21 protein-coding genes are annotated in these 25,713 nt (G+C 58.6%); 12 read left to right on the forward strand and 9 right to left on the reverse strand.

The features are described 5' to 3' along the window. The first annotated feature begins 46 nt into the window (after nucleotides 1-46). Nucleotides 47-1,111, forward strand: coding sequence for an AI-2E family transporter (locus MOQ06_RS05310; protein ID WP_148420706.1), 1,065 nt, complete (start codon nucleotides 47-49; stop codon nucleotides 1,109-1,111). 85 nt (nucleotides 1,112-1,196) lie between these two features. On the opposite strand, the gene bcp is transcribed toward MOQ06_RS05310, so the two are convergent. Then, a complete protein-coding gene (gene bcp / locus MOQ06_RS05315) occupies nucleotides 1,197-1,667 on the reverse strand; it encodes a thioredoxin-dependent thiol peroxidase (protein ID WP_148420707.1) in 471 nt (156 codons plus the stop codon). Next, nucleotides 1,667-2,236, reverse strand: a complete 570-nt coding sequence (locus MOQ06_RS05320; RefSeq protein WP_148420708.1) for a glycine cleavage system transcriptional repressor — start codon at nucleotides 2,234-2,236, stop codon at nucleotides 1,667-1,669. The genes bcp and MOQ06_RS05320 overlap by 1 nt, the downstream gene beginning before the upstream one ends. A gap of 145 nt (nucleotides 2,237-2,381) precedes the next feature. On the opposite strand from MOQ06_RS05320, the gene dapA reads away from it, so the two are divergent. The 6 genes from dapA to ypfH all read left to right on the forward strand — a co-directional run bounded on the left by dapA (nucleotide 2,382) and on the right by ypfH (nucleotide 8,839). Beyond that, nucleotides 2,382-3,260, forward strand: coding sequence for a 4-hydroxy-tetrahydrodipicolinate synthase (dapA, locus tag MOQ06_RS05325; protein WP_148420709.1), 879 nt, complete (start codon nucleotides 2,382-2,384; stop codon nucleotides 3,258-3,260). Nucleotides 3,261-3,276: 16 nt separating this feature from the next. Further along, nucleotides 3,277-4,311, forward strand: a complete 1,035-nt coding sequence (gene bamC / locus MOQ06_RS05330; protein ID WP_148420710.1) for an outer membrane protein assembly factor BamC — start codon at nucleotides 3,277-3,279, stop codon at nucleotides 4,309-4,311. Nucleotides 4,312-4,420: 109 nt separating this feature from the next. Further along, a complete protein-coding gene (gene purC / locus MOQ06_RS05335; RefSeq protein ID WP_148420711.1) occupies nucleotides 4,421-5,134 on the forward strand; it encodes a phosphoribosylaminoimidazolesuccinocarboxamide synthase in 714 nt (237 codons plus the stop codon). A gap of 120 nt (nucleotides 5,135-5,254) precedes the next feature. Then, a complete protein-coding gene (locus MOQ06_RS05340; RefSeq protein WP_242171752.1) occupies nucleotides 5,255-6,124 on the forward strand; it encodes a neutral zinc metallopeptidase in 870 nt (289 codons plus the stop codon). Continuing rightward, on the forward strand, nucleotides 6,124-8,070 hold the full coding sequence (locus MOQ06_RS05345; RefSeq protein WP_242171757.1) for a GNAT family N-acetyltransferase: 1,947 nt from the start codon (nucleotides 6,124-6,126) through the stop codon (nucleotides 8,068-8,070). Before MOQ06_RS05340 ends, MOQ06_RS05345 begins: the two co-directional genes overlap by 1 nt. Nucleotides 8,071-8,143: 73 nt before the next feature. After that, nucleotides 8,144-8,839 carry an esterase gene (ypfH, locus tag MOQ06_RS05350; protein WP_176609786.1) on the forward strand — a complete coding sequence of 232 codons (696 nt, stop codon included), beginning with the start codon at nucleotides 8,144-8,146 and terminating at the stop codon, nucleotides 8,837-8,839. Between the two features lie 99 nt (nucleotides 8,840-8,938). Here ypfH and MOQ06_RS05355 read toward each other — a convergent pair whose 3' ends face one another. The 3 genes from MOQ06_RS05355 to MOQ06_RS05365 are packed head-to-tail and all read right to left on the reverse strand — an operon-like array spanning nucleotide 8,939 to nucleotide 10,648. Then, the gene (locus tag MOQ06_RS05355; RefSeq protein ID WP_000383991.1) at nucleotides 8,939-9,136 is read right to left on the reverse strand and encodes a YpfN family protein; all 198 of its coding nucleotides are present in this window, start codon (nucleotides 9,134-9,136) and stop codon (nucleotides 8,939-8,941) included. Between the two features lie 24 nt (nucleotides 9,137-9,160). After that, entirely contained in the window at nucleotides 9,161-10,288 is a 1,128-nt protein-coding gene (gene dapE, locus MOQ06_RS05360; RefSeq protein ID WP_148420714.1) for a succinyl-diaminopimelate desuccinylase, read from the reverse strand. 3 nt (nucleotides 10,289-10,291) lie between these two features. Then, a complete protein-coding gene (locus tag MOQ06_RS05365; protein WP_176609787.1) occupies nucleotides 10,292-10,648 on the reverse strand; it encodes an ArsC family reductase in 357 nt (118 codons plus the stop codon). 387 nt (nucleotides 10,649-11,035) lie between these two features. On the opposite strand from MOQ06_RS05365, the gene ypfM reads away from it, so the two are divergent. Next, the gene (ypfM, locus tag MOQ06_RS05370) at nucleotides 11,036-11,095 is read left to right on the forward strand and encodes a protein YpfM (RefSeq protein ID WP_102751470.1); all 60 of its coding nucleotides are present in this window, start codon (nucleotides 11,036-11,038) and stop codon (nucleotides 11,093-11,095) included. A gap of 108 nt (nucleotides 11,096-11,203) precedes the next feature. Here the strand turns inward: ypfM and acrD are convergent, their stop codons facing one another. Both acrD and narQ read right to left on the reverse strand, forming a co-directional pair. Further along, nucleotides 11,204-14,317, reverse strand: a complete 3,114-nt coding sequence (acrD, locus tag MOQ06_RS05375; protein WP_193356711.1) for a multidrug efflux RND transporter permease AcrD — start codon at nucleotides 14,315-14,317, stop codon at nucleotides 11,204-11,206. A 135-nt stretch (nucleotides 14,318-14,452) separates the two neighbouring features. Further along, complete coding sequence (gene narQ, locus MOQ06_RS05380) at nucleotides 14,453-16,153, reverse strand: nitrate/nitrite two-component system sensor histidine kinase NarQ (RefSeq protein WP_242171759.1); 1,701 nt, start codon at nucleotides 16,151-16,153, stop codon at nucleotides 14,453-14,455. Nucleotides 16,154-16,305: 152 nt separating this feature from the next. On the opposite strand from narQ, the gene aegA reads away from it, so the two are divergent. From aegA to MOQ06_RS05395, 3 genes are all read left to right on the forward strand, one after another. Continuing rightward, entirely contained in the window at nucleotides 16,306-18,282 is a 1,977-nt protein-coding gene (gene aegA / locus MOQ06_RS05385) for a formate-dependent uric acid utilization protein AegA (protein ID WP_242171775.1), read from the forward strand. 67 nt (nucleotides 18,283-18,349) lie between these two features. Continuing rightward, nucleotides 18,350-18,940 carry a GDP-mannose pyrophosphatase NudK gene (nudK, locus tag MOQ06_RS05390; RefSeq protein ID WP_242171777.1) on the forward strand — a complete coding sequence of 197 codons (591 nt, stop codon included), beginning with the start codon at nucleotides 18,350-18,352 and terminating at the stop codon, nucleotides 18,938-18,940. A gap of 109 nt (nucleotides 18,941-19,049) precedes the next feature. Continuing rightward, the gene (locus tag MOQ06_RS05395; protein WP_148420720.1) at nucleotides 19,050-20,093 is read left to right on the forward strand and encodes a DUF1176 domain-containing protein; all 1,044 of its coding nucleotides are present in this window, start codon (nucleotides 19,050-19,052) and stop codon (nucleotides 20,091-20,093) included. A gap of 39 nt (nucleotides 20,094-20,132) precedes the next feature. Here MOQ06_RS05395 and tkt read toward each other — a convergent pair whose 3' ends face one another. Both tkt and tal read right to left on the reverse strand, forming a co-directional pair. Next, a complete protein-coding gene (gene tkt / locus MOQ06_RS05400) occupies nucleotides 20,133-22,121 on the reverse strand; it encodes a transketolase (protein WP_242171806.1) in 1,989 nt (662 codons plus the stop codon). 19 nt (nucleotides 22,122-22,140) lie between these two features. Then, nucleotides 22,141-23,091 (reverse strand): transaldolase, encoded by a 951-nt coding sequence (tal, locus tag MOQ06_RS05405; RefSeq protein ID WP_242171808.1) that lies wholly within the window; start codon nucleotides 23,089-23,091, stop codon nucleotides 22,141-22,143. 286 nt (nucleotides 23,092-23,377) lie between these two features. Between tal and maeB the strand changes: the two genes are divergently transcribed. Further along, nucleotides 23,378-25,657: an NADP-dependent oxaloacetate-decarboxylating malate dehydrogenase gene (gene maeB / locus MOQ06_RS05410; protein WP_242171813.1), complete on the forward strand. Its 2,280-nt coding sequence runs from the start codon at nucleotides 23,378-23,380 to the stop codon at nucleotides 25,655-25,657. The last annotated feature ends 56 nt before the right edge of the window (nucleotides 25,658-25,713 follow it).

Consider the following 25,713-nt stretch of genomic DNA (forward strand, 5'->3'; position numbering starts at 1 on the left):
TACAATTCGTCCCTCACTCCCGCTATTCGATTCAGGGAAGGGTTGTATGCTCGAAATGTTAATGCAGTGGTACCGGCGTCGGTTCAGTGACCCGGAAGCCATTGCTTTGCTGGTCATTCTGGTTGCCGGGTTCGGTATCCTGTTCTTCTTTAGTGGCCTGCTGGCTCCGCTGCTGGTGTCGCTTGTCCTGGCGTATCTGCTGGAGTGGCCAACGGCGCGTCTGGAACATATCGGCTGTTCCCGCCGCTGGGCCACCAGCATCGTGCTGGTGCTGTTTGTCGGTATTCTGCTGTTAATGTCCTTCGTGGTTATGCCTATCGCCTGGCAGCAGGGGATTTACCTGATCCGCGACATGCCCGGCATGCTCAATAAGCTGTCTGACTTTGCCGCCACGCTGCCGCGTCGCTACCCTGCGCTGATGGACGCCGGGATCATCGACGCGATGGCCGAAAATATGCGCGCCCGCATCATGACCATGGGCGACTCGGTGGTGAAATACTCTCTGGCCTCGCTGGTGGGGCTGCTGACCCTGGCCGTTTATCTGGTCCTCGTGCCGTTAATGGTCTTCTTCCTGGTGAAGGATAAAGAGCAGATGCTGAACGCGGTGCGCCGGGTGCTGCCGCGCAATCGCGGCCTGGCAGGGCAGGTCTGGCAGGAGATGAACCAGCAGATCACCAACTACATTCGCGGCAAAGTGCTGGAGATGATAGTGGTGGGCGTAGCGACCTGGATTGGCTTCCTGATCTTCGGCCTGAATTACTCGCTGCTGCTGGCGGTGCTGGTCGGGTTTTCGGTTCTGATCCCGTACATCGGCGCGTTTGTGGTGACCATTCCGGTGGTGGGCGTTGCGCTGTTCCAGTTTGGCCTGGGCACGGAATTCTGGAGCTGTTTCGCCGTATACCTGATTATTCAGGGGCTGGACGGTAACCTGCTGGTGCCGGTGCTGTTCTCCGAGGCGGTGAACCTGCATCCGCTGGTGATTATCTTATCGGTGGTCATTTTCGGCGGGCTGTGGGGCTTCTGGGGCGTGTTTTTCGCCATTCCGCTGGCGACGCTTATCAAGGCGGTAGTTCACGCGTGGCCGGATGTGCCGGCGGTGGAAGAGAAGTAGGCTTAGTGCAGCCTGATGCCCCTCTCTCGCGGGGAGAGGGGGCAAACACAAAAAACGGCAACCAGGATTGCCGTTTTGCTGTTTATCAGGCGCTTTGTTTGATCCAGTTCAACACCACGTCGTGGTGATTGCTGGTTTTGAAATCATCAAACACGTGTTCAACTTTACCGTCAGCGTCAATCAGGAAGCTGATGCGGTGAATACCGTCGTAGGTTTTGCCCATAAAGGACTTCTCGCCCCAGACGCCAAACTGCTCGCAGACCTGGTGGTCTTCATCGGAAAGCAGCGTGAAGTTCAGCAGCTCTTTTTCCGCAAAGCGTGACAGCTTCTCTGGCTTATCGGTGCTGATGCCCAGCACTTCTACACCGGCTTTTTTCAACTCATCCATGTTGTCGCGTAATCCGCAGGCCTGTACGGTACAGCCCGGGGTCATGGCTTTCGGGTAGAAATAGACCAGAACACGCTGTCCCTGGAAGTCGGTCAAATTTACTTGCTCACCGTCTTGATCCGGCAAGCTAAATTTCGGTGCGAGATCACCGGCTTTCAGTGGGTTCATTACTCAACTCCATCCTGTTCGTGCTGCGAATAATTGACGACGCTTATACTGCCCTGCGCGTGTAATTCTGTACAGAGGGCTTTGAACGCCTGCTCGATATTTGACGCATCCTGCGAGGCAGGGCTGTGCGCGGTAATTTGAATAAACAGCGTCGGGATTGCGTTTTCATCACCCGGCTGCGTGCGGGAAACCAGTTCGGCAATGTTCATCTGATGGCTGTCAAACAGCGCCGTAAAACGTTCAATCAGATGGGGTGAATCAGGCACTTCAACCTGCACCCAGACCGTAGCAGGCAGGGCCGGACGCGGGCGCGCGGTGGTGCGCTTCATCACAATCAGTAAATCCAGCTCTGCGCCTTTCAGCGGCAGGGTAGATTCGATAAGGGTAATGGCATTCCATGTCCCGGAAAGCAGCATAATGAACGTGAACTCTTCGCCAAGCATAGCCAGACGGCTGTCTTCGATATTGCAGCCGCAGCTGCTCACGTGACGAGTGATGGTGTTCACGATACCCGGCCTGTCAGCACCCAGCGCAGTGATAACCAGGTAATGTTGTGATGAGGTTGTCAAACCTGTTCTTCCTTTGCATGGTTAAGTCTTCCTAAGGAAAGCATAAAAAAAACATGCATACAACCGCCCGAGCGCCTCAGGTCGCTTGCTTTTATTACAGTTCCAAACGTAACATTGAGACTCTTGTTCGCACAGAGGATGGCCCATGTTCACGGGAAGTATTGTCGCGCTTGTTACACCGATGGATGAAAAAGGTAATGTCTGCCGGTCAAGCATGAAGAAGCTGATTGATTATCATGTCGCCAATGGAACCTCGGCGATCGTTTCGGTAGGGACTACCGGTGAATCCGCAACGCTGAGTCACGACGAGCACGGCGACGTTGTGATGCTTACCCTGGAGCTGGCTGACGGACGTATTCCGGTCATCGCGGGTACCGGCGCAAACGCAACGGCTGAGGCGATTAGCCTGACTCAACGTTTTAACGACAGCGGCATTGTTGGCTGTCTGACGGTCACGCCTTACTACAACCGTCCTACGCAGGAAGGGTTGTTCCAGCATTTCAAAGCCATCGCAGAACATACTGACCTGCCACAAATTCTGTATAATGTGCCGTCCCGTACCGGTTGCGATATGCTGCCGGAAACCGTTGGCCGTCTCTCGAAAGTAAAAAATATTATCGGGATTAAAGAGGCGACAGGGAACTTAAGCCGCGTTCATCAGATCAAAGAGCTGGTTTCAGACGACTTTATCCTGTTGAGCGGTGATGATGCGACCGCGCTGGACTTTATGCAGCTCGGTGGTAACGGCGTGATTTCCGTGACGGCGAACGTTGCGGCGCGCGATATGGCTGACATGTGCAAACTGGCCGCAGCCGGTCACTTTGATGAAGCTCGCGTGATTAATCAGCGTCTGATGCCGTTGCACAATAAATTATTTGTCGAACCCAATCCGATCCCAGTGAAATGGGCATGTAAGGAGTTGGGGCTTGTAGCGACCGACACGCTGCGTCTGCCAATGACACCGATTACCGACCACGGTCGTGAAATCGTCGCTGGCGCGCTGAAGCATGCTGGTTTGCTGTAAAGTTTAGGGAGATTTGATGGCTTATTCAGTACAGAAGTCGCGCCTGGCGAAGGTTGCGGGTGTTTCGCTTGTTATGCTCCTCGCTGCCTGTAGTTCAGACTCGCGCTACAAGCGCCAGGTGAGCGGTGATGAATCCTATCTGGATTCGCCGCCGCTTGCTGAACTTCACGCGCCTGCCGGCATGATCCTGCCGATTCAGAACGGTGATTATAATATTCCGGTCACTAACGGCAGCGGTCTGGTAGGGAAAGCGCTTGATATTCGTCCGCCAGCTCAGCCTCTGGCGCTGGTGAGCGGCGCGCGCACCCAGTTTACGGGTGACACTGCCTCTCTGCTGGTGGAAAGCGCACGCGGCACCACGCTGTGGCCGCAGGTGGTGAGCGTGATCCAGTCGAAAAATTACGCGATTGATAAACGCGACGACGCCAGCCAGACGTTAACCACCGACTGGATTGAGTGGAACCGTCTCGATGAAGATCAGCAGTATCGCGGTCGTTATCAAGTCTCCGTTAAGCCGCAGGGTTATCAGCAGGCGGTTACCGTTAAGCTGTTGAATCTTGAGCAGGCGGGTAAACCGGTTGCCGATCCGGCCGCCATGCAGCGCTACAGCACCGAAATGCTGAACGTGATTGCGGCGGGTCTCGATAAAAACGCCACCGACGCCGCTAACGCCGCGCAGAACCGTAACGGCTCAACGTTTGACGTGCAGAGCGGTGCGGATGATACCGGTCTGCCAATGCTGGTGGTACGCGCACCGTTTAACCAGACCTGGCAGCGTCTGCCAGCCACGCTGGAAAAAGTGGGCATGAAGGTGACCGACAGCACCCGTTCAACGGGCAGCATCACAGCGACCTATAAGCCGCTGTCTGAGAGCGCCTGGCAGGAACTGGGCGCGCGCGATCCGCAGCTGCCTTCCGGCGATTACAAAATCCAGGTCGGCGACCTCGATAACCGCAGCAGCCTGCAGTTTATCGATCCGAAAGGACACACGCTGACCCAGGCGCAGAACGACGCGCTGGTCGCTGCCTTCCAGGCCGCATTCAGCAAATAAAAGCGAGGGCTGGTGAATCCAGCCCTTTTTATTTTCGTGCCACGCAAACGTGTGCGTGGCATAATATGCCCAGTTTTGAATACAAATCATCACACCAGGAGTAATGAAGATGCAGAAGCAAGCTGAGTTGTATCGTGGCAAAGCGAAAACCGTATACAGCACGGAAAACCCGGATCTGTTGGTGCTCGAGTTCCGCAATGATACGTCAGCAGGAGACGGCGCGCGCATTGAGCAGTTCGATCGTAAAGGCATGGTGAACAACAAGTTCAACCACTTCATTATGACCAAACTGGCCGAAGCCGGTATCCCGACTCAGATGGAAGCGTTGCTGTCCGATACGGAATGTCTGGTAAAAAAACTGGATATGGTGCCGGTTGAGTGCGTTGTCCGTAACCGTGCCGCAGGCTCCCTGGTGAAGCGTCTGGGCATTGAAGAGGGTATCGAACTGAATCCGCCGCTGTTCGACCTGTTCCTGAAAAACGATGCCATGCACGACCCGATGGTTAACGAATCCTACTGCGAAACCTTCGGCTGGGTGAGCAAAGAGAACCTGGCGCGTATGCAGGAGCTGACCTACAAAGCGAACGACGTGCTGAAAAAGCTGTTTGATGACGCGGGCCTGATCCTGGTCGACTTCAAGCTGGAGTTCGGTCTGTACAAAGGTGAAGTGGTGCTCGGTGACGAGTTCTCACCGGACGGCAGCCGCCTGTGGGACAAAGAGACGCTGGATAAGATGGACAAAGACCGTTTCCGTCAGAGCCTGGGCGGCGTGGTAGAAGCGTACGAAGCGGTTGCTCACCGTTTAGGCGTTAAGCTCGACTAATCTCCTCATTTGCCAAAGGATGTTTGCATCCTTTGGCGTCTTATCCTTGTTTACTATGGTAATCCTTTCATTAACCGCCTACGATCATAGCTATTATTAATGGAATAGTTCGAGGTGGTTATGCGCTGGCAAGGGCGTCGTGAAAGTGACAATGTAGAAGACAGACGCAACAGTGGTGGCGGTGGTCCGTCCATGGGCGGGCCAGGGTTCCGTTTACCCGGCGGCAAGGGCGGTATTATTCTGCTGGTGGTGGTGCTCGTGGCGGGCTACTACGGCGTCGACCTGACCGGCTTAATGACCGGTGAACCGATGCAACAGCAGCAGTATTCTCAGCGTTCCATCAGCCCGAATGAAGATGAGGCCGCGAAATTTACCTCCGTGATCCTCGCGACCACCGAAGATACCTGGGGTCAGCAGTTCGAGAAAATGGGCCGCACCTATCAGCCTCCAAAACTGGTGATGTACCGTGGCGCAACCCGCACCGGCTGCGGCACCGGGCAGTCCGTTATGGGGCCGTTCTACTGCCCGGCGGACAGCACCGTCTATATCGATCTCTCCTTCTATGACGACATGAAAAGCAAGCTGGGCGCCGATGGTGATTTTGCCCAGGGCTACGTGATCGCGCATGAAGTGGGGCACCACGTGCAGAAGCTGCTCGGCATTGAGCCTAAGGTGCGTCAGATGCAGCAAAATGCCTCGCAGGCGGAGGTGAACCATCTCTCCGTGCGCATGGAGCTTCAGGCCGACTGCTTCGCTGGCGTCTGGGGACACAACATGCAGCAGCAGGGCGTGCTGGAGACGGGCGATCTCGAAGAGGCCCTGAATGCCGCACAGGCAATTGGTGACGATCGTTTACAGCAGCAGAGCCAGGGGCGCGTTGTGCCGGACAGCTTCACCCACGGCACCTCCGAGCAGCGCTACAGCTGGTTTAAGCGTGGCTTTGACAGCGGCAACCCGTCGCAGTGTAATACCTTCGGCAAAGCTATGTGATGCCGGGGGTTGAACGGCTGATCCATCAGCTTGAGCGTACCGGGCACCGCCGGCTGGTGGTGCTCAGTGGCGATGAACAGTGGACGCTGAGCCAGGCCAGTCGCCTTCGCGAAACGTTGCCGGGAGACTGGCCGTGGCTTTCGGAAGCGCCCTCTAAAGCCATCAGCGGGCTGCTGGGGCGCGAGTACCGGCATGCTGTTTTTGATGCGCGCGCCGGCTTTGACGTCTCGGCCTTTGCCGCCCTCAGCGGAACCCTGCGCGCCGGCAGCCTTCTGGTGCTGCTGGTGCCGCCGCTCTCCGACTGGGCCGACCGGCCCGACAGCGATTCCGTTCGCTGGAGCGACAGCGCCGAGCCGATTCCCACCCCGCGCTTCGTTCACCATTTTTGCCGGACGCTGGCCGCCGATTCGGATGCCATCGTCTGGCAACAGCATTATCCCCTGTCTCTTCCCGCTGCGCCGGATTCACCCGCCTGGCAGCCCGCATGCGGTGAGCCGCAGCGCGAGCAGGCTGCGATCCTCGACGCGCTTCTGGCCATGCCTGCGGGTGTGGCTGCCGTTACGGCCCCGCGCGGGCGCGGAAAGTCAGCGCTGGCAGGCATGCTGCTCAACGGCATTCGCGGCAATGCGGTAGTGACCGCACCGGCAAAAGGGGCTACGGACGTCATCGCCCGTTTCGCAGGCGAGCATTTTCACTTTATGGCTCCGGATGCGCTGCTGGCCTCCGCGACGCAGGCCGACTGGCTGATTGTCGATGAGGCGGCCGCTATTCCCGGCCCGCTGCTGGGCAAGCTGGTGTCGCGTTTTCCACGCGTGCTGTTGACCACTACGGTGCAGGGTTATGAAGGCACGGGCAGGGGATTTCTGCTTAAATTCTGCGCCCGGTTCAGCGGGCTGCGGCGGTATACCTTATCAAGCCCGGTGCGCTGGGCGGCCGGATGTCCCCTTGAGCGAATCGTGGCGAATACGCTGCTGTTTGACGATGCGCTTATCGACCGCAGGCCGGAAGGTGAGGTGCGTTTAACGTCGCTGGCACCCGGGGTGTGGGAGAGCGATCCGACCCGTGCGGCGGGCGTGTATGAACTGCTGTGCGCCGCGCACTACCGGACCTCTCCGCTCGATTTACGCCGCATGATGGACGCGCCCGGCCAGCACTTTGCGGTTGCCCAGGCCGGCGCGGACATCGCGGGCGCGCTCTGGCTGGTGGAGGAAGGGGGGCTACGTCCTGAACTTAGCCGGGCGGTGTGGGCAGGCTTTCGCCGTCCGCGCGGAAACCTTGTGGCGCAGTCGCTGGCGGCGCACGGCGGATCGCCTCTCGCGGCGACGCTGAAGGGCCGACGCGTCAGCCGCATTGCGGTTCATCCCCATCGCCAGCGGGAAGGCATCGGCCAGCGGCTCATTCGCAGTGCCAGCGGTGAAGACTATCTCTCGGTTAGCTTTGGATATACCGACGAGCTGTGGCGCTTCTGGCAGCAGTGCGGTTTTGTGCTGGTGCGGATGGGCAGCCATCGGGAGGCCAGCAGCGGCTGCTACACGGCGATGGCGCTGCTGCCGCTAAGCGAGGCCGGGGAGCGGCTTTGCGAACGGGAACACCGGCGTTTATGCCGCGATATGCGCGTCCTGTCTGCCTGGAATGGTGAAAAGATCCCGGTGGCTGACGCCTGGGAAGCTACCCTTAACGATGACGACTGGCTGGAGCTGGCGGGGTTTGCCTTTGCTCACCGGGCGTTTGCCACCTCGGTTGCCGCACTGACGCGATTATTGTCAGCCGTGGATGCGCCGCTCCCGGCGCTGCGTGGAAAAATGGAGGGGAGCACGCACGACGTCGGGCGCAAGGCGCTGCTGGCGAAGCTGCGCGAAGAAACTGCACGCGCGCTTGAAGAACTAGACTCTTTCCGCTGCCAGCAGCTGAAAGCCGACATATTGCAATGGCAATTTTTTCAATGACTTCTTCAGTAAAGCGGCATGGTCATTACCCCGCAGAGGCGTAAAATCCTGCTCATCAATTAAGGAGACCGCCATGACACACGATCATTTTGTTGTACAAAGCCCGGATAAGCCGGCTAAACAGTTACTGCTCCTGTTTCATGGCGTTGGCGATAATGCCGTAAATATGGGACAGATTGGCAGCTGGTTTGCCCCCGTTTTCCCACAGGCGCTGATCGTCAGCATCGCGGGCGTGGAGCCATGCGGCCCTGACGGGCGGCAGTGGTTTTCCGTTGAGGGCGTGACGGAGGAGAATCGTCAGGCGCGCATCGATGCCGTCATGCCTGCGTTTATCGATACCGTGCGCTACTGGCAGCAGCAGAGTGGCGTAGGGGCCGACGCGACGGCGCTGATTGGCTTCTCGCAGGGGTCAATCATGTCACTTGAGAGCGTTAAAGCGCAGCCCGGGCTGGCGTCCCGCGTGATTGCCTTTAACGGTCGTTTTGCGACGCTACCGCAAAGCGCGACGACGCAGACCACGATCCATCTGATCCACGGCGGTGAAGACCGGGTGATTGAGCTTTCTCATGCGGTTGCCGCGCAGGATACGCTGATCCGCGAAGGCGGGGATGTGACGCTGGATATCGTGGACGATCTGGGGCACGCCATTGACGATCGCAGCATGCAGTTTGCGCTCGATCGTTTACGCTATACCGTACCGAAGCACTACTTTGATGAAGCGCTCAGCGGCGGTAAGCCAAATGACGATGATATCGTAGAGTTTATGTGAGTTTTTCCCCTCACCCCCAGCCCCTCTCCCCAGAGGGGCGAGGGGGGTTTTGTTCCCTCTCCCCTTTGGGGAGAGGGTCAGGGTGAGGGGTGAGCACAATTACTTCTTCTGGTCCTTCTTCGGCCAGTCGTCCTCATCGTCCCACTTGTCGTTAAAATCACGATGCGGCGGCAGATCCGGCTTGTTGGCAAGAAACTTTTTATGGTCAACGCGCTTGAGATCTTTAATCACGTTAAGCAGCACGCCTACCAGAAACACCAACACCAGAATCCACCAGTACTTTGAAAGCCAGTCCATTCGCTAATCCTCTAAAAGCACCCGTCAGGCGACGAGCTGCTCCATAATACGTTGATACATGCGGGCCAGCAGTTGTAAATCCGCTGCGTTCACACACTCGTTGATTTTGTGAATCGTTGCGTTAACCGGACCCAGTTCGACAACCTGTGCACCCATCCGGGCGATAAAGCGTCCGTCAGACGTGCCGCCCGTTGTCAGCAGCTGTGGCTTAATTTCATTATAGTGCGCAATGGCGTTCACCACCGCATCAACCAGCTTACCGCGCTGCGTCAGGAATGGCTGCCCGGAAAGCCACCAGTCGATGGTATAGCGCAGCTGATATTTCTCCAGCAGCGCAACCACGCGCGCTTTAATCATCTCGTCGGTCAGTTCGGTGCTGAAGCGGAAGTTAAACTGGACGAAGAGATCGCCGGGAATGACGTTGTTGCTGCCGGTGCCGGCCTTGACGTTGGCAATCTGCATGCTGGTTGGCGGGAAGAACTCGTTGCCTTTGTCCCACTCAATGCCTACCAGCTCGTTCAGCATCGGCGCCGCGCGATGAACCGGGTTATCCGCCAGGTGCGGATAGGCAACGTGGCCCTGCACGCCATGGACGGTCAGGTTGCAGGTTAGCGAACCACGACGGCCATTTTTCACTACGTCGCCCACCACTTCGGTGCTGGACGGTTCACCTACCAGGCAGTAGTCCAGACGCTCGTTGCGGGCCATCAGCGCCTCAACGACCTTCACGGTGCCGTTGTGGGCGCTGGCTTCTTCATCAGAGGTGATCAAAAACGCAAGACGGTTTTTATGATTCGGATGCTGGGCCACAAAGCGCTCTGCCGCCACGACCATCGCGGCCAGTGAACCTTTCATGTCAGCCGCGCCGCGTCCAAACAGCATGCCATCGCGGATGGTTGGCTCAAACGGCGGGTTGATCCAGCGGTCCGCGTCACCTGCGGGAACCACGTCGGTATGTCCGGCAAACGCCAGCGTCTCCCCCTGACCGCGCCATGCCCAGAAGTTCTGCGTATCGCCAAAATCCATATGCTCAACGGTAAACCCGATGGCACGCAGGCGCTCAATCATTAATGCCTGACAACCCGCGTCGTCCGGGCTCAGGGAAGGGCGGCGAATAAGCTGCTGAGTCAGCTCAATGACCGGGCATGACATAGACTACACCTCAACGAAAAAATCTGAATAAAGGGTTTCACTGAAACCCAGCAGCATAGGCTGACCTGGCTTGCAGAGCAATGGGCGTTTGATAATTGCTGGCATTTCAAGCATCAGTCGCGCAGCGCTGTCGGCGTCGCCGATCGTGGCCCGCAGGGATTCATCCAGCTTTCGCCAGGTAGTGCCACGGGTGTTCAGCAGCGCTTCCCACCCCAGCTCCTGAATGGCGGAATGCAGAAACGCCGGGTCGAGCCCGTCGGCACGGTAATCATGGAAGCGATAATCAATGTTATGGGCTTCCAGCCAGCGGCGGGCTTTTTTAATCGTGTCACAATTCTTAATGCCGTACATCACAACCATGGTGAATCCTTTTGTTGTTTTGGGGAGTAAATGTTCAATATTTTCGAAGATATATCCTTTAGGGGAATATAACACATTCGGATTTTTTCCTGATTTACAATTCTCCTTAATTCAACGAACAGCTGTAAGCTGAATAGTCTTTCATCTTTTAAGCATAGTTGTCCACCGTGTTTAAATTGCCAGTAAACTCAACGCGAAAAATAAAAGGCTTCCTCTCGTCTGACTATTTCAAAATATTGCTGTAGGTCACATAAAATTTACCCGTCAGCGCTCATAGTGAGGCTAAACCCAACAGCATTGCGGGGCTCAATCACAGCAATCGGATAAAGTGGCTTCACAATGATGATACGTTTTCGTAGAATGCGCATAATAATAAGAGAGGTTGTTATGATTGAACGTGAAATGGGGAACTGGAAAGACTTTATCGAAGGGATGCTTCGTAAATAATTTCCGGTAAGTAATGCAAGAGCACTTATTTAACTAAAATAACCATAGTGTGAAAGAATCACACAATAAAAAGGCGGCCCTCAAAGCCGCCTTTTTTATTTCAGCCGGTTATTCCGGCTTCTCCTTCAGCGGAAAACGGCGACGTACCAGCACAAAGAACAGCGGTACGAAGTAGATGGCCAGCACCGTCGCTGAAATCATTCCTCCCATCACGCCCGTTCCCACCGCATGCTGGCTGCTGGAGCCCGCGCCCGAGCTGGTTGCCATCGGCAGGACGCCAAACACAAACGCCAGAGAGGTCATCAGGATCGGGCGCAGACGCTGGCGACAGGCGTACAGCGTGGCGGCCGTCAGCTCTTGTCCTTTGGCATTCATCTCGTTGGCAAATTCGACGATCAGAATGGCGTTTTTTGCCGACAATCCGATGACGGTGAGCAGCCCGACCTGGAAATAGACGTCATTTTCCAGGCCGCGCATCCAGGTTGCCAGCAGCGCGCCGATGACCCCGAGCGGCACCACCAGCATCACCGAGAACGGCACTGACCAGCTCTCATACAGCGCCGCCAGACAGAGGAACACCACCAGCAGGGAAAGCGCATACAGGGCTGGCGCCTGAGCGCCTGAGAGCCGTTCCTGGTAGGACATCGCCGTCCACTCCAGGCCAAAGCCCGTGGGCAGCTGCTGAACCAGTTTCTCCATAATATCCATTGCGGTACCGGTACTAACGCCCGGTGCGGCCTCGCCGACAATCTCCAGCGCCGAATAGCCGTTATAGCGCTCCAGGCGCGGCGAGCCGGTCTCCCAGCGTGAGGTCGCGAAGGCCGAGAACGGCACCATGCCGCCGGTTTTATTTCGCACGTACCAGCGGTTGATATCGTCCGGCAGCATGCGGTATTTGGCGGCAGACTGGACGTAGACCTTCTTCACGCGGCCACGATCCATAAAATCATTCACGTAGCTTGAGCCCCATGCCGTTTGCAGGGTGTCGTTGATGTCGTCGATGGAGACGCCCAGCGCCTGCGCTTTACGCTGGTCAATGTCCACCTGCAGCTGAGGACTGTCATCAAGGCCGTTATGACGAACGCGGGTGAGCTGCGGATCTTTCCCGGCCAGCTCCAGCAGCTTGTCGCGTGCAGCCATTAACGCGTCGTGCCCGGCACCCGCGTGATCCTGAAGCTCCATATCGAACCCGGCTGAACTGCCCAGCCCGCTGATGGCCGGCGGGCTGCTGGCGAACACGCGCGCTTCCTTAATTTTGCTGAACGCTTTGGTTGCGCGCTCAATGATGGCAAATGAGGAGCCGGTATCGCTGTCGCGCTGGTCCCAGTCCTTCAGGCGCACAAACATGCGCGCCACGTTCTGCCCGTTACCGCCCGGGCCAGAGCCGACGGTGGCGAAGACCGAAACGACGTTATCCTTCTCCTGCGTATGGAAGTAGTTCTCGACCTGTTGCACCACTTTCAGAGTCTGCTGCTGGGTCGAGCCGCTCGGCAGCTGTACGGAGGTGATAAACATTCCGCGATCTTCCAGCGGCAGGAAGGACGTCGGCAGGCGCAGGAATAAAAAGACCATGCCGCCGAGCAGCAGAACGTAGATCGCCATCCAGCGCACGCTGCGGTGCAGCACCTTGCCCACGCCCGCCTCATAGCGCGCCGCATTGCGATTGAACATGCGGTTAAACCAGCCGAAAAAGCCTTTCTGCCCGTGGTGCTCGCCTTTGTGCAGCGGCTTAAGCAGCGTCGCGCACAGGGCAGGGGTGAGGATCATCGCCACCAGCACCGAGAGCACCATCGCCGAAACGATGGTGATGGAGAACTGACGATAAATCGCGCCCGTGGTGCCGCCAAAAAAAGCCATCGGGATAAATACCGCCGAGAGCACCATGGCGATCCCCACCAGCGCGCCCTGTATTTGCCCCATCGACTTGCGCGTTGCCTCGCGCGGGGAAAGCCCTTCCTCGCTCATGATGCGCTCAACGTTTTCCACCACCACGATGGCATCATCCACCAGCAGGCCGATTGCCAGCACCATGGCGAACATGGTCAGGGTGTTGATGCTGTAGCCAAAGGCATACAGCACCGCAAAGGTTCCCAGCAGCACCACCGGCACGGCAATGGTAGGAATAAGGGTGGCGCGGAAGTTTTGCAGGAACAGGTACATCACGAGGAATACCAGCGCGATGGCTTCGAGCAGGGTTTTTACCACATCCTCAATGGAGGCCTTAACGAACGAGGTGGTTTCGTAGGCGACCTTGTACTCCAGGCCGTGCGGGAAATAGTGCGAAAGCTCATCCAGCCGGTCTAACACCAGCTGCGCGGTAGCCATTTCGTTGGCGCCGGAGGCCAGCTTCACCCCTAACCCGGACGCGGCCTTGCCGTTAAAGCGGCTCAGGTAATCATATTTTTCCGCACCCATCTCCACGGTAGCGACATCACCCAGCCGCACTTCCGATCCGTCCTGATTTACCCGCAGGGTGATATTACGGAACTGTTCTGGCGTCTGGAGCAGCGACTGAGAGTTAATGGTGGCATTGAGCGCCTGGTTATCCACGGACGGCGTACCGCCCAGCTGACCCACGGCGATCTGCGCGTTCTGCGACTCAATCGCGTCGGTGACGTCTTTGGCGGTCATCTGCACGCTGTTCAGCTTGTTCGGATCCAGCCAGATGCGCATGGAGTACTGCGACCCGTAGGCGTCAATATCGCCCACGCCGTTGATACGGCTGAGCGGATCCTGAATATTGCTGGCAACGTAGTCGGCGATGTCCTGCTTATCCATCGAGCCGTCGGTTGAGACAAACGCGATGGTCAGGATGTTGGTATCGCCGGTTTTACGAACGGTAACCCCCTGATTCTGCACCGCCTGGGGCAGCTTACGCAGGGCCGACTGCAGCTGGTTTTGCACCTGCTGCACCGCCTCATCCGGATCCGTGCCCGCCGTAAAGCTCAGGGTTACCGTCGCCTGGCCCGTGGCGCTGCTCTGGGAGGACATATACATCAGGTTATCGAGGCCGGTCATGTTCTGCTCGATAACCTGCGTAACGGTATTTTCCAGCGTCTGTGCCGAGGCGCCAGGGTAGTTAGCGGTGATGCGCACGTTAGGCGGGGCGAGGTCAGGGTATTGCTCAACCGGAAGTGATGTAATCGCCAGGACGCCCGTCAGACACAGCAGGATTGCAAGCACCCAGGCAAAAATGGGGCGATCGATGAAAAAATTCGCCATGAAAAAATGACCTCGTTATGCAGCACGTCGTTATTGTCTATTGCCCGCATCACTTTAGCGGCAAGGCACAGGTCAAACGTGGAGAAATAAAGGAGATAATGTAAATTATCATGCGCTTTTCCCAGCGCGCCCGCGTTATGACCATTTTTCAGCCTGCGCCGCCGGCGTCCGGAACGTCACGCTGACCTGCGTACCGCCCTGCGGCGGCTGGGAGAAGCGTAACGTCCCGCCGAGCCGCTCTGCGCGTTCGCGCATGATGTTCAGCCCGTAGTGCCCCGGCGGTTCACTTGCGTCGCCGATACCAATACCGTTATCGCAGACCGTGACCGTGTGGGTGCCATCCGCCGCGGTAATGCAGCTGACGACGATCTCGCTCGCCCCGGCATGTTTAATCGCATTCAGCACCGCCTCGCGTACGATCTGCAGAAGGTGAACCTGCTTTTGCGCGTCCAGCGCCAGCGATGAGAGGCGGCAGTCGAGCACCAGCTTCGCGCTGGTCTGGCCCTGCAGTCCGTCGAGAGACTCCTGAAGGGCGGCGGGAAGATTGGCGTGATTCAGCGTCAGGCGGAAGGTGGTAAGCAGCTCGCGAAGCTGATGCCAGGCGTTATTCAGCTCGCGGGAGAAGTCCGTAATAATGCTCTGCGCCGGGGCGTTATCGCCCGGCACGGCGTGCTTCAGCAGCGTAAGCTGAATGCGTAAATAGGAGAGCACCTGCGCCAGCGAATCATGCAGCTCGCGGGCAATGGTGGCGCGCTCCTCCATCAGCAGCAGCTGTTGATAGTGCTTTTGAGCCTGGTTGAAATAGAGCCCGCGGCCAAGCATCGTCGCCACGCTTTCCATCAGCGGCAGGGGAACATGCCCCGTCGCGCTCTGCCAGCGCAGTTCGCCGTAGAGGGTGTCCTGCATTAACACCGGTAAATTGTGCATCTCCGCGCCGGGCGTTTCCTGCCCTTCGCACAGCTGCCAGTCGTCGCTGGTGCGCAGCTGCAGGTAATTCATTCGGGTGTATTCATGCACAATCTGCAGCATATGCCGGAAGCAGTGGCTGTCTATCTGCCCGGTATTCAGCGCCTGCGAGCATTTAAACAGCATGTCGAGCTGCTGGTGCGCTTCATTCAGGTGGCGGGTTTTTTCGGCAACGGAGGCTTCAAGGGAGCGATACAGGGTGTGCAGCTCCGCCGACATATGGTTGAAGGCGCGGGAAAGCTGGCCCAGCTCGTTGGGGAGCGCGGTGTCCGGCGCGGGCGTGTCGAACTGCCCCTGCTCGATACGCTCGCTCGCCGCCACCAGGTTGTTCAGCGGCAGCACGACCTGACGCCGGATCCGCCGCAGGGTGACTACCGCCAGCAGTAAAATGGCCAGCCCGCCCGTCAGCGAGACTAAAACCACCAGCTGAATTTTATGTTCGGTGTAGTGCTGTAGCGCCAGCACGAAGGCGTCGATGCGGCCAACGAAGTCCTCAATGTGGGTCTGATACCACCCGGCATCGCCGCTGGCGATGCGTTTATCCATCTCCTGCCAGGCAAGGTGAAGCTGCCCGTAACGCTGCTTGACGTCCTCCGGCACATACCAGCGGGTTAACTTCTGCAACGCGGGGGCGCCCAGCGTTTGCTGCCAGACCGCGCGGTGCTCTGCCAGCGACGGGCTGGCGCGCTGCAGTTCGTAGCCCAGGCGGTAGCTCTGCATGCGCAGCGATCCGGCGATGTTAATCGCCTCGGCGTCGCGCTGGCTGCTGGCGAGCGTAACCAGCGCAATGGCGCTGATGAGGACGGACAGCACAATCATCAAAAAGAAAGCCCGGGCCAGGCTTCCCGAAACGGGGCGTTTAACGGTCACAAATCAGCTTCCTGAATAAAATTGATCTGCCACAGGTTCACTGGAAATAGTTCGGCTTCCTGGGCATTTGAACATTGCGTCGCCATGCCGCTGTGGGTAAATACGGTAACAATATAAAGAATAAGGTTATTGAACCAAAAACAGGTGTTGTTATGAATCGTTTTATTATCGCCAGCAGTGAGCAGTGCATCGGTTGCCGCGCCTGCGAAGTCGCCTGCGTGATGGCGCACAATGGTAAACAGCACGTGCTGAGCGAGCGTCATTTTCATCCCCGCATTACGGTCCTGACGTCTGGCTCCCGAAAAAGCCCCGTCACCTGCCACCACTGTGAAAACGCACCCTGCGCGCAAAGCTGCCCGAACGGGGCCATCGCTAAACAGGGCGACAGCGTACAGGTCAATCAACAAAAATGCATTGGCTGTAAGGCCTGCGTGGTGGCCTGCCCCTTCGGCACCATGGAGATAATAGTTACCCCGCTGGATAACGGCAGCGTAAAGGCCTCGGCGCACAAGTGCGACCTCTGTCAGGGAAGGCCACAGGGCCCGGCCTGCGTTGAAAACTGCCCCGCTAACGTGCTCACGCTCGCCACTCCCGCCGTGCTGGATAACCTGGCGAAGCAGCGCCGCCAGCGCAGCGCAGGGCTTGAAGCGCAGCCGTGGCACAGCGAGGCGGTACAGGCGGTACGTCCGCAAAGCAAACTGCAGCAGATGCAACACACCCCGGCGCGCGGTGAGCCGGATAAGCTCAGCCCCGAAGCGCGCGCCTGCCATTTTAACGAGATCTACCAGCCGTTTCGGCCGGAACAGGCGCAGCGCGAAGCGTCCCGGTGCCTGAAATGCGGCGAGCACAGCATCTGCGAATGGACCTGCCCGCTGCACAACCACATCCCGCAGTGGATCGAACGGATCGGGGCGGGTGATATCGCCGGGGCGGCCGAGCTTTCTCACCAGACCAACTGTTTACCGGAAATTACCGGCCGCGTCTGCCCGCAGGATCGATTATGTGAAGGCGCCTGCACCCTGCGTGACGCGTCTGGTGCCGTAACCATCGGTAATATCGAACGGTATATCTCAGATCGGGCGCTGGCGATGGGCTGGACGCCGGACCTCAGCAACGTCGTGCCGGTCGATAAGCGTGTCGCCATCATCGGCGCCGGTCCGGCAGGGCTGGCATGCGCCGATGCGCTGGTGCGCAGCGGCGTGAGCGTGACGGTTTACGATCGTCATCCGGAAATCGGCGGGCTGCTGACCTTTGGCATTCCTTCCTTCAAGCTGGATAAATCGCTGCTGGCGCGGCGCAGGGAGATCTTCAGCGCGATGGGCATCCGCTTCGAGCTGAACTGCGAGGTGGGTAAAGACGTGTCGATGGACCGGCTGCGGAGCGACTACGACGCCATTTTTATCGGCGTTGGTACCTATCGCTCCATGAAAGCGGGTATTCCCAATGAGGACGCGCCGGGGGTCTATGACGCGCTGCCGTTTTTAGTGGCAAACACGCGGAACGTCATGGGGCTTGAGCCCTCCGCGGACGAGCCGTTTATCGACACGCGGGGGTTGAACGTGGTGGTGCTCGGCGGGGGCGATACGGCGATGGACTGCGTGCGCACCGCGCTGCGCCACGGTGCGGCAAAAGTGACCTGCGCCTATCGGCGGGACGAGGCCAACATGCCGGGCTCAAAAAAAGAGGTCAAAAACGCGAAAGAAGAGGGCGCGGCGTTTGAGTTTAACGTCCAGCCGGTTGAGCTAACGCTGGATGAGGACGGGAAGGTCAACGGTGTCAGGATGCTGCGCACCGTGCTGGGCGAGCCGGATGCGCAGGGGCGTCGGCGCCCTGTCCCGGTGGCGGGCAGCGAGTTTGTGATGCCTGCTGATGCGGCGATCATGGCATTTGGGTTTAATCCGCACGCCATGCCGTTGCTGCAGGCGCAGGGGGTCGACACCGACGACTGGGGCCGCATCAGGGCCTCCGTGGAGAGCCGCTATCGCTACCAGACCTCGAATCCGCAGATTTTTGCCGGCGGGGATGCGGTACGCGGTGCGGATCTGGTGGTCACCGCCATGGCGGAAGGGCGCCATGCCGCGCAGGGGATCGTGGAGTGGCTCGGCGTGCAGCCGCGCAGGATGCATTAACGCTCGCGGGCGACAAAGCGGGCTTCACGGCGTAATATAAGCAGACTCATTTTGCCGTGGAGCCCGTATGTCCCTGAACATCACCGTTATCAAAGACAAAATCCTTTCCGAAAATTACTTTGTCCTGCGTAACATCACTTACGATTTAACCCGTAAGAACGGAGACGTTATTCGCCACAGGCGCGAGGTCTACGACCGGGGCAATGGCGCAACCATTCTGCTGTATAACCGTGAAAAGCAAAGCGTGGTGCTGATCCGCCAGTTTCGTGTGGCGACATGGGTCAATGGCAATGCGGACGGTCGCCTGATCGAAACCTGCGCGGGCCTGCTTGACGACGATGAGCCGGAAGTGTGCATCCGCAAAGAGGCTATCGAGGAGACGGGGTTTGAGGTGGGCGCGGTGCAGAAGGTCTTCGAGCTTTTCATGTCCCCTGGCGGGGTAACCGAGCTGGTTCACTTCTTCATTGCGGAATACACCGATGCCCAGCGCACTCACCGGGGCGGCGGCGTGGAGGACGAAGATATTGAAGTGCTGGAAATGCCCTTCAGTCAGGCCGTCGCGATGATGAAAAGCGGCGAGATCCGCGACGGTAAGGCGGTGATCCTGTTGCAGTACCTGCAAACCAGCGGGCTGATGAACGTCGCGCAGGCGTCGTGAGAAGTTGTATTTCAGATAAATCTATCCGATAAATCCGATTGAGCCAGCCCGCCCGGGGCACGAAGATACGCCCCAGATTGACCTTTTCGCTTCCGGGGCTGTGCCATTCATGCGCTACTGCGTTTTACTTCTCTTCGTTTTTTGTGGGCTACCCGCGCCGCTGGCGTGGGCTGCGCCCGCGCAGCAGTCCTTCTCGGACTGGCAGGTTACCTGCAACAACCAGAATTTTTGCGTAGCGCGGAATACCGGCGAGCATCGCGGCCTGGTCATGACCCTGAGCCGCAGCGCCGGAGCAAAAACGGACGCCAGCCTGCGCATCGATCTCGGCGGGCTTTCGGCCCCTCCGGTGAAAGAGCCAGACGTCGCCCCGCGCCTGCTGCTCGACAATGTCCCGCTAAAACTCAATTCGCAGCGCTGGCTGCTAACCCCCTGGCACCTTAAAACTGACGATACGGGCACCATCACCACGTTTCTGAAAACCATTCAGGAAGGGCAGGCGATAACCCTGCGCGGGGGGAAGCAGACGATCTCTCTGGTCGGGCTGAAGGCGGCGCTGCTGTTTATCGACGCCCAGCAGAAGCGCGTCGGCAGCGAAACGGCATGGATCAGGAAAGGGGATAGCCCGCCGCTGAGCGTGCCGCCCGCGCCGCCTTTAAAAAAGGTGGCCGTGGTGAACCCGACGCCAACGCCGCTGACGCATAGCGAGCTGAACGATCTGCTGGATTACGGTGCCTGGCGGATGAACCGCAGCCAGTGCTCCCTCGATCCGAACCGGCGCGAAGTGCGCGTCACCGCGCTAACCGATGATAAAGCGCTGATGATCATCAGCTGCGAAGCGGGGGCGTACAATACCGTCGACCTGGCGTGGCTGGTGTCGCGTAAAAAACCGTTTTCGGCCAGAAGCGTCAGGCTGCGTCTGCCGTTTACCCCGTCCAGCCAGACCAGCGACATGGAGCTGATGAATGCCAGCTTCGATGAAAAAACGCGCGAGCTGACGACGCTGGCGCTGGGGCGAGGGATTGGCGACTGCGGGATCCAGACCCGCTGGCGCTTTAACGGCCAGCGCTTCCGCCTGGTGCGCTATGCCGAAGAGCCAAGCTGTGATAACTGGAATGGGCCAGACGCCTGGCCCACGCTATGGATCACGCGGTAGTGCCCGGCAAGCGTAGCGCCACCGGGCACGCAGAGCGCACTACATCACGCTCAAGGCCTTCTCTACCACGTTCTCAACGGTAAAGCCGAAGTACGGGAACAGCTTGTCGGCAGGGGCGGATTCACCGTAGCCCCGCATACCGACAATCGCCCCCTTCAGCCCGACGTATTTGTACCAGTAGTCGGCGATGCCCGCCTCGACAGCCACGCGTGCCGCGACGTTGGAAGGGAGCACCGATTCCCGGTACGCCTCATCCTGCGCGTCGAAGATATCCGTGGAAGGCAGGGATACCACCCGCACCGCGTGTCCTTCGGCGGTCAGCTTCTCCGCCGCTTTCACCGTGATTTCCACCTCGGAGCCGGTGGCAATCAGGATCACGTCCGGCTTGCCGCCGCTGTCCTTGAGGATGTAGCCGCCGCGGGCGATATTTTTCACCTGCTCCGGCGTGCGCTCGATCTGCGCCAGGTTCTGGCGCGACAGGATCAGCGCCGTTGGCCCGTTATGGCGCTCAACGGCCAGCTTCCAGCCCACTGCCGCTTCAACCTGATCGCACGGGCGCCAGGTGCTAAAGTTCGGCGTTAAGCGCAGGCTTGCCAGCTGCTCCACCGCCTGGTGGGTAGGGCCATCTTCCCCCAGCCCGATGGAGTCGTGGGTGTACACCATGATCTGCCTTGCCTTCATCAGCGCCGCCATACGCGCCGCGTTACGGGCATATTCGACAAACATCAGGAAGGTGGCGGTGTACGGCACGAAGCCACCGTGATGGGCGATGCCGTTGGCAATCGCGGTCATTCCGAACTCGCGCACGCCGTAGTGGATGTAGTTCCCGGCGATATCTTCCTTCAGCGATTTCGAGCCGGACCAGATGGTCAGGTTGCTTGGCGCCAGATCCGCCGAGCCGCCGAGCAGCTCAGGCAGGATCGGGCCAATGGCGTTCAGGGTGTTTTGCGAGGCTTTACGGGTGGCGATTTTCGCCGGACTGGACTGCAGGTTTTTAATCAGCGCCTGGGTTTTCTCTTCCCAGTCCTCCGGCAGGCCGCCGCTCATGCGGCGGGTAAACTCGGCCGCCAGCTCAGGATACGCTTTTTTGTAGGCGGCAAACTTTTCGTTCCAGGACTGCTGCGCTTTTTCACCGGCTTCGCGGGCATCCCAGGCCCTGTAGATCTCTTTTGGGATCTCAAATGCCGGGTGTTTCCAGCCCAGCTTCTGACGAGTCAGCGCCACTTCCTCTTCACCCAGCGCCGCGCCGTGCGCCTCTTCCTTGCCCGCTTTGTTCGGCGAGCCGAAGCCGATGGTGGTGCGGCAGATAATCAGGGACGGTTTGTCCGTCACGCTCTGCGCTTCCTGAATCGCTTTTTTCACCGCTTCCGCGTCGTGACCGTCGATCTCATGCACCACGTGCCAGTGGTAGGCCTCAAAGCGCTTCGCCGTGTCGTCGGTAAACCAGCCCTCGGTTTCGCCGTCAATGGAGATGCCGTTGTGGTCGTAGAAGCCAATCAGCTTGCCCAGCCCCAGCGTGCCCGCGAGAGAGCAGACCTCGTGGGAGATCCCCTCCATCAGACAGCCGTCGCCCATAAAGACATACGTGTAGTGATCGACAATGTCGTGGTCCGGCTGGTTAAACTGCGCGGCCAGCGTGCGTTCGGCAATCGCCAGCCCGACGGCATTCGCCAGCCCCTGGCCCAGCGGCCCGGTGGTGGTTTCAACGCCCGGCGTATAGCCGATCTCCGGGTGGCCCGGCGTTTTGGAGTGCAGCTGGCGGAAGTTTTTTAGCTCCTCAAGCGGCAGATCGTAGCCGGACAGGTGCAGCAGGCTGTAGAGCAGCATCGAGGCGTGGCCGTTGGAGAGAATAAAACGGTCGCGGTCGTACCAGGTCGGATCGGTTGGGTTGTGCTTCAGGAAATCATTCCACAGCACTTCGGCGATATCGGCCATACCCATGGGGGCGCCAGGGTGGCCGGAATTGGCTTTTTGTACGGCATCCATGCTCAGGGCGCGAATGGCGTTGGCGAGCTCTTTACGGGACATAGTTCACTCCGTGGCAAGGTTAAAGTTTGGCAGCAAGAAGATCTTCAAGTTTGCGCTGGTCGACGGCGAACTGGCGGATGCCGTCCGCCAGTTTTTCCACGGACATCGGGTCCTGATTGTGCTCCCAGCGGAATTCCGCTTCGGTCATGGCTTTCGGTTTCGGCAGTACGGTAGAGGTTGGCACCAGCTTGCGGATCACCGTCTCTTCGCTCTCCTGAAGCTTTTTCAGCAGATCCGGGGAGATGGTCAGGCGGTCGCAGCCCGCGAGCGCCAGGATCTGCTCGGTGCGGCGGAAGCTGGCCCCCATGACGATGGTCTCGTAGCGGTGCTGCTTGTAATAGTCGTAAATATTACGTACCGACTTCACGCCCGGGTCTTCCTCCACCACGTACGGATCCATCGGCTGTTTCGCCTGATACCAGTCGTAAATACGCCCGACGAAGGGGGAGATCAGGAACACGCCCGCTTCGGCACAGGCGCGCGCCTGCGCAAAGGAGAACAGCAGCGTCAGGTTGCAGTGGATCCCCTCTTTTTCCAGCACTTCCGCCGCGCGGATGCCTTCCCAGGTGGAGGCGAGCTTAATCAGAATGCGCGATTTGTCGATCCCCTGCTCCTGGTAAAGCTCCACTATGCGGCGGGCTTTGTTAATGCTTTTTTCCCGATCGAACGAGAGGCGGGCATCCACCTCGGTGGAGACGCGCCCCGGTATGCTTTTCAGAATTTCCGCACCGATGTTAACCGCCAGCTTGTCGCTCGCTTCGGCGACCTGCTGCTCCTGGGTCTTCCCGCGCTGTTTGCCGTAGGCAAGGGCGTCGTCAATCAGATGGCTAAAGTGCGCCAGCCCGGCCGCCTTGAGCAGCAGAGAAGGGTTGGTGGTCGCGTCTTCCGGCTGGTAGTGACGAATCGACTCGATGTCGCCGCTGTCCGCAACCACGGTGGTAAATTGTTTGATGCCGTCTAGCTGGTTCATAATTACTCCTTGGAAATAAAAGAGTTAGTCGAGTGCGTTAGTTCACACTTCTGAGAAAATCATGATGGACTTAACAAAAAAGCATAGCAGACGGGGGAGGCATTGCTCCCTGAGACGGGTAACATGGTTGCTATAAGTTGATAACAATTTTTATTCTGCAATGGTGAGAGTTTGGCAGCCTTCAAAGTTTGTGGACCTGCCTGCGGCGATACTATGCGGCACACCAGGGTGTGCATAGGAACGTCAACATCACCCTTTTTGACCGAAACGTGAAAGGAATAACAAGATGGACGATCAGTTAAAACAAAGTGCTCTCGATTTTCACGAGTTTCCTGTTCCGGGTAAAATCCAGGTTTCCCCCACCAAGCCGCTGGCAACCCAGCGCGACCTGGCGCTGGCCTACTCGCCGGGCGTGGCGGCCCCGTGCCTTGAAATCGAAAAAGATCCGCTGGCGGCCTACAAATACACCGCGCGCGGCAACCTGGTTGCGGTGATATCTAACGGCACGGCGGTGCTCGGGCTGGGGAACATCGGCGCGCTGGCCGGTAAGCCGGTAATGGAAGGCAAGGGCGTTCTGTTTAAGAAATTCGCCGGTATCGACGTGTTCGATATCGAGGTGGACGAACTGGATCCTGATAAATTCATCAACGTGGTGGCGGCGCTGGAGCCGACCTTCGGCGGCATCAACCTGGAAGACATCAAAGCGCCGGAATGTTTCTATATCGAGCAGAAGCTGCGCGAGCGTATGAACATTCCCGTGTTCCATGACGACCAGCACGGCACCGCAATTATCAGCACCGCCGCCATTCTGAACGGCCTGCGCGTGGTGGAAAAAAATCTTTCCGACGTGCGCATGGTGGTGTCCGGCGCGGGGGCAGCGGCGATTGCCTGTATGAACCTGCTGGTGGCGCTGGGAATGCAGAAGCACAACATCGTGGTCTGCGACTCCAAGGGCGTTATCTACAAAGACCGCGAGCCGAACATGGCGGAAACCAAAGCGGCCTACGCGGTGCAAGATGACGGCAAGCGCACGCTCGAGGACGTGATTGACGGAGCGGATATCTTCCTGGGCTGCTCTGGTCCGAAGGTGCTGACACAGGAGATGGTGCAGAAGATGGCGCGCGCCCCGCTGATTCTGGCGCTGGCGAACCCCGAGCCGGAAATTTTGCCGCCGCTGGCGAAAGCGGTGCGTGAGGACGCCATCATCTGTACCGGCCGTTCTGACTACCCGAACCAGGTCAACAACGTGCTCTGCTTCCCGTTCATCTTCCGCGGCGCGCTGGACGTCGGCGCAACGGCGATCAACGAGGAGATGAAGCTCGCCGCCGTTCACGCCATCGCGGAGCTGGCGCACGCCGAGCAGAGCGAAGTGGTGGCCTCCGCCTACGGCGATCAGGATCTGAGCTTCGGCCCGGACTACATCATTCCAAAACCGTTTGACCCGCGTCTGATCGTGAAGATCGCGCCTGCGGTGGCTAAAGCGGCGATGGATTCCGGCGTGGCGACGCGCCCGATTGAAGACTTCGATGCCTATGTCGATAAGCTCACCGAGTTTGTCTACAAAACCAACCTGTTTATGAAGCCGATCTTCTCCCAGGCGCGTGCCGACGCGAAGCGCGTGGTGCTGGCGGAAGGGGAGGAGGCGCGCGTTCTGCACGCGACGCAGGAGCTGATTACCCTGGGACTGGCGAAACCGATCCTGATCGGTCGCCCGAGCGTGATCGAGATGCGCATTCAGAAGCTGGGCCTGCAAATTAAGCCGGGCGTGGATTTTGAGATCGTTAATAACGAATCCGATCCGCGCTTCAAGGAGTACTGGAACGAATACTATGCGATCATGAAGCGTCGCGGCATCACCCAGGAGCAGGCGCAGCGTGCGGTGATCAGCAACACCACGGTGATCGGCGCGATTATGGTTCATCGCGGTGAGGCGGATGCGCTCATCTGCGGCACCATCGGTGAGTACCACGAACACTTCAGCGTGGTGCAGGAGATCTTCGGCTATCGCGAGGGTGTCCATACGGCCGGGGCGATGAACGCGCTGCTGCTGCCGAGCGGTAACACCTTTATCGCCGATACCTACGTCAACGACGATCCTACCCCGGACGAGCTGGCGGAAATCACCGTGATGGCGGCAGAAACCGTGCGTCGCTTCGGGATTGAGCCGAAAGTGGCGCTGCTGTCGCACTCTAACTTTGGGTCATCTAAGTCCGCGGCGGCCTGCAAAATGCGCCAGACGCTGGAGCTGGTGCGCGAGCGCGCGCCGGAGCTGATGATCGACGGCGAGATGCACGGCGACGCCGCGCTGGTGGAGAGTATTCGTAATGAACGCATGCCTGACAGCCCGCTGAAAGGCTCGGCGAACGTGCTGATTATGCCGAACGTGGAGGCGGCGCGTATCAGCTATAACCTGCTGCGCGTCTCAAGCTCTGAAGGGGTGACCGTTGGACCTGTGCTGATGGGGGTATCGAAGCCCGTCCATGTGTTAACGCCGATCGCATCCGTGCGCCGCATCGTGAACATGGTGGCGCTGGCGGTGGTTGAGGCGCAGACGCAGCCGCTGTGATTTATTGACCTCGCCCCTCACCCTAACCCTCTCCCCCTAGGGGAGAGGGGACTGCT

Source organism: Enterobacter sp. I4 (genome assembly GCF_022669095.1).
Classification (GTDB): Bacteria; Pseudomonadota; Gammaproteobacteria; order Enterobacterales; family Enterobacteriaceae; genus Enterobacter; species Enterobacter pasteurii.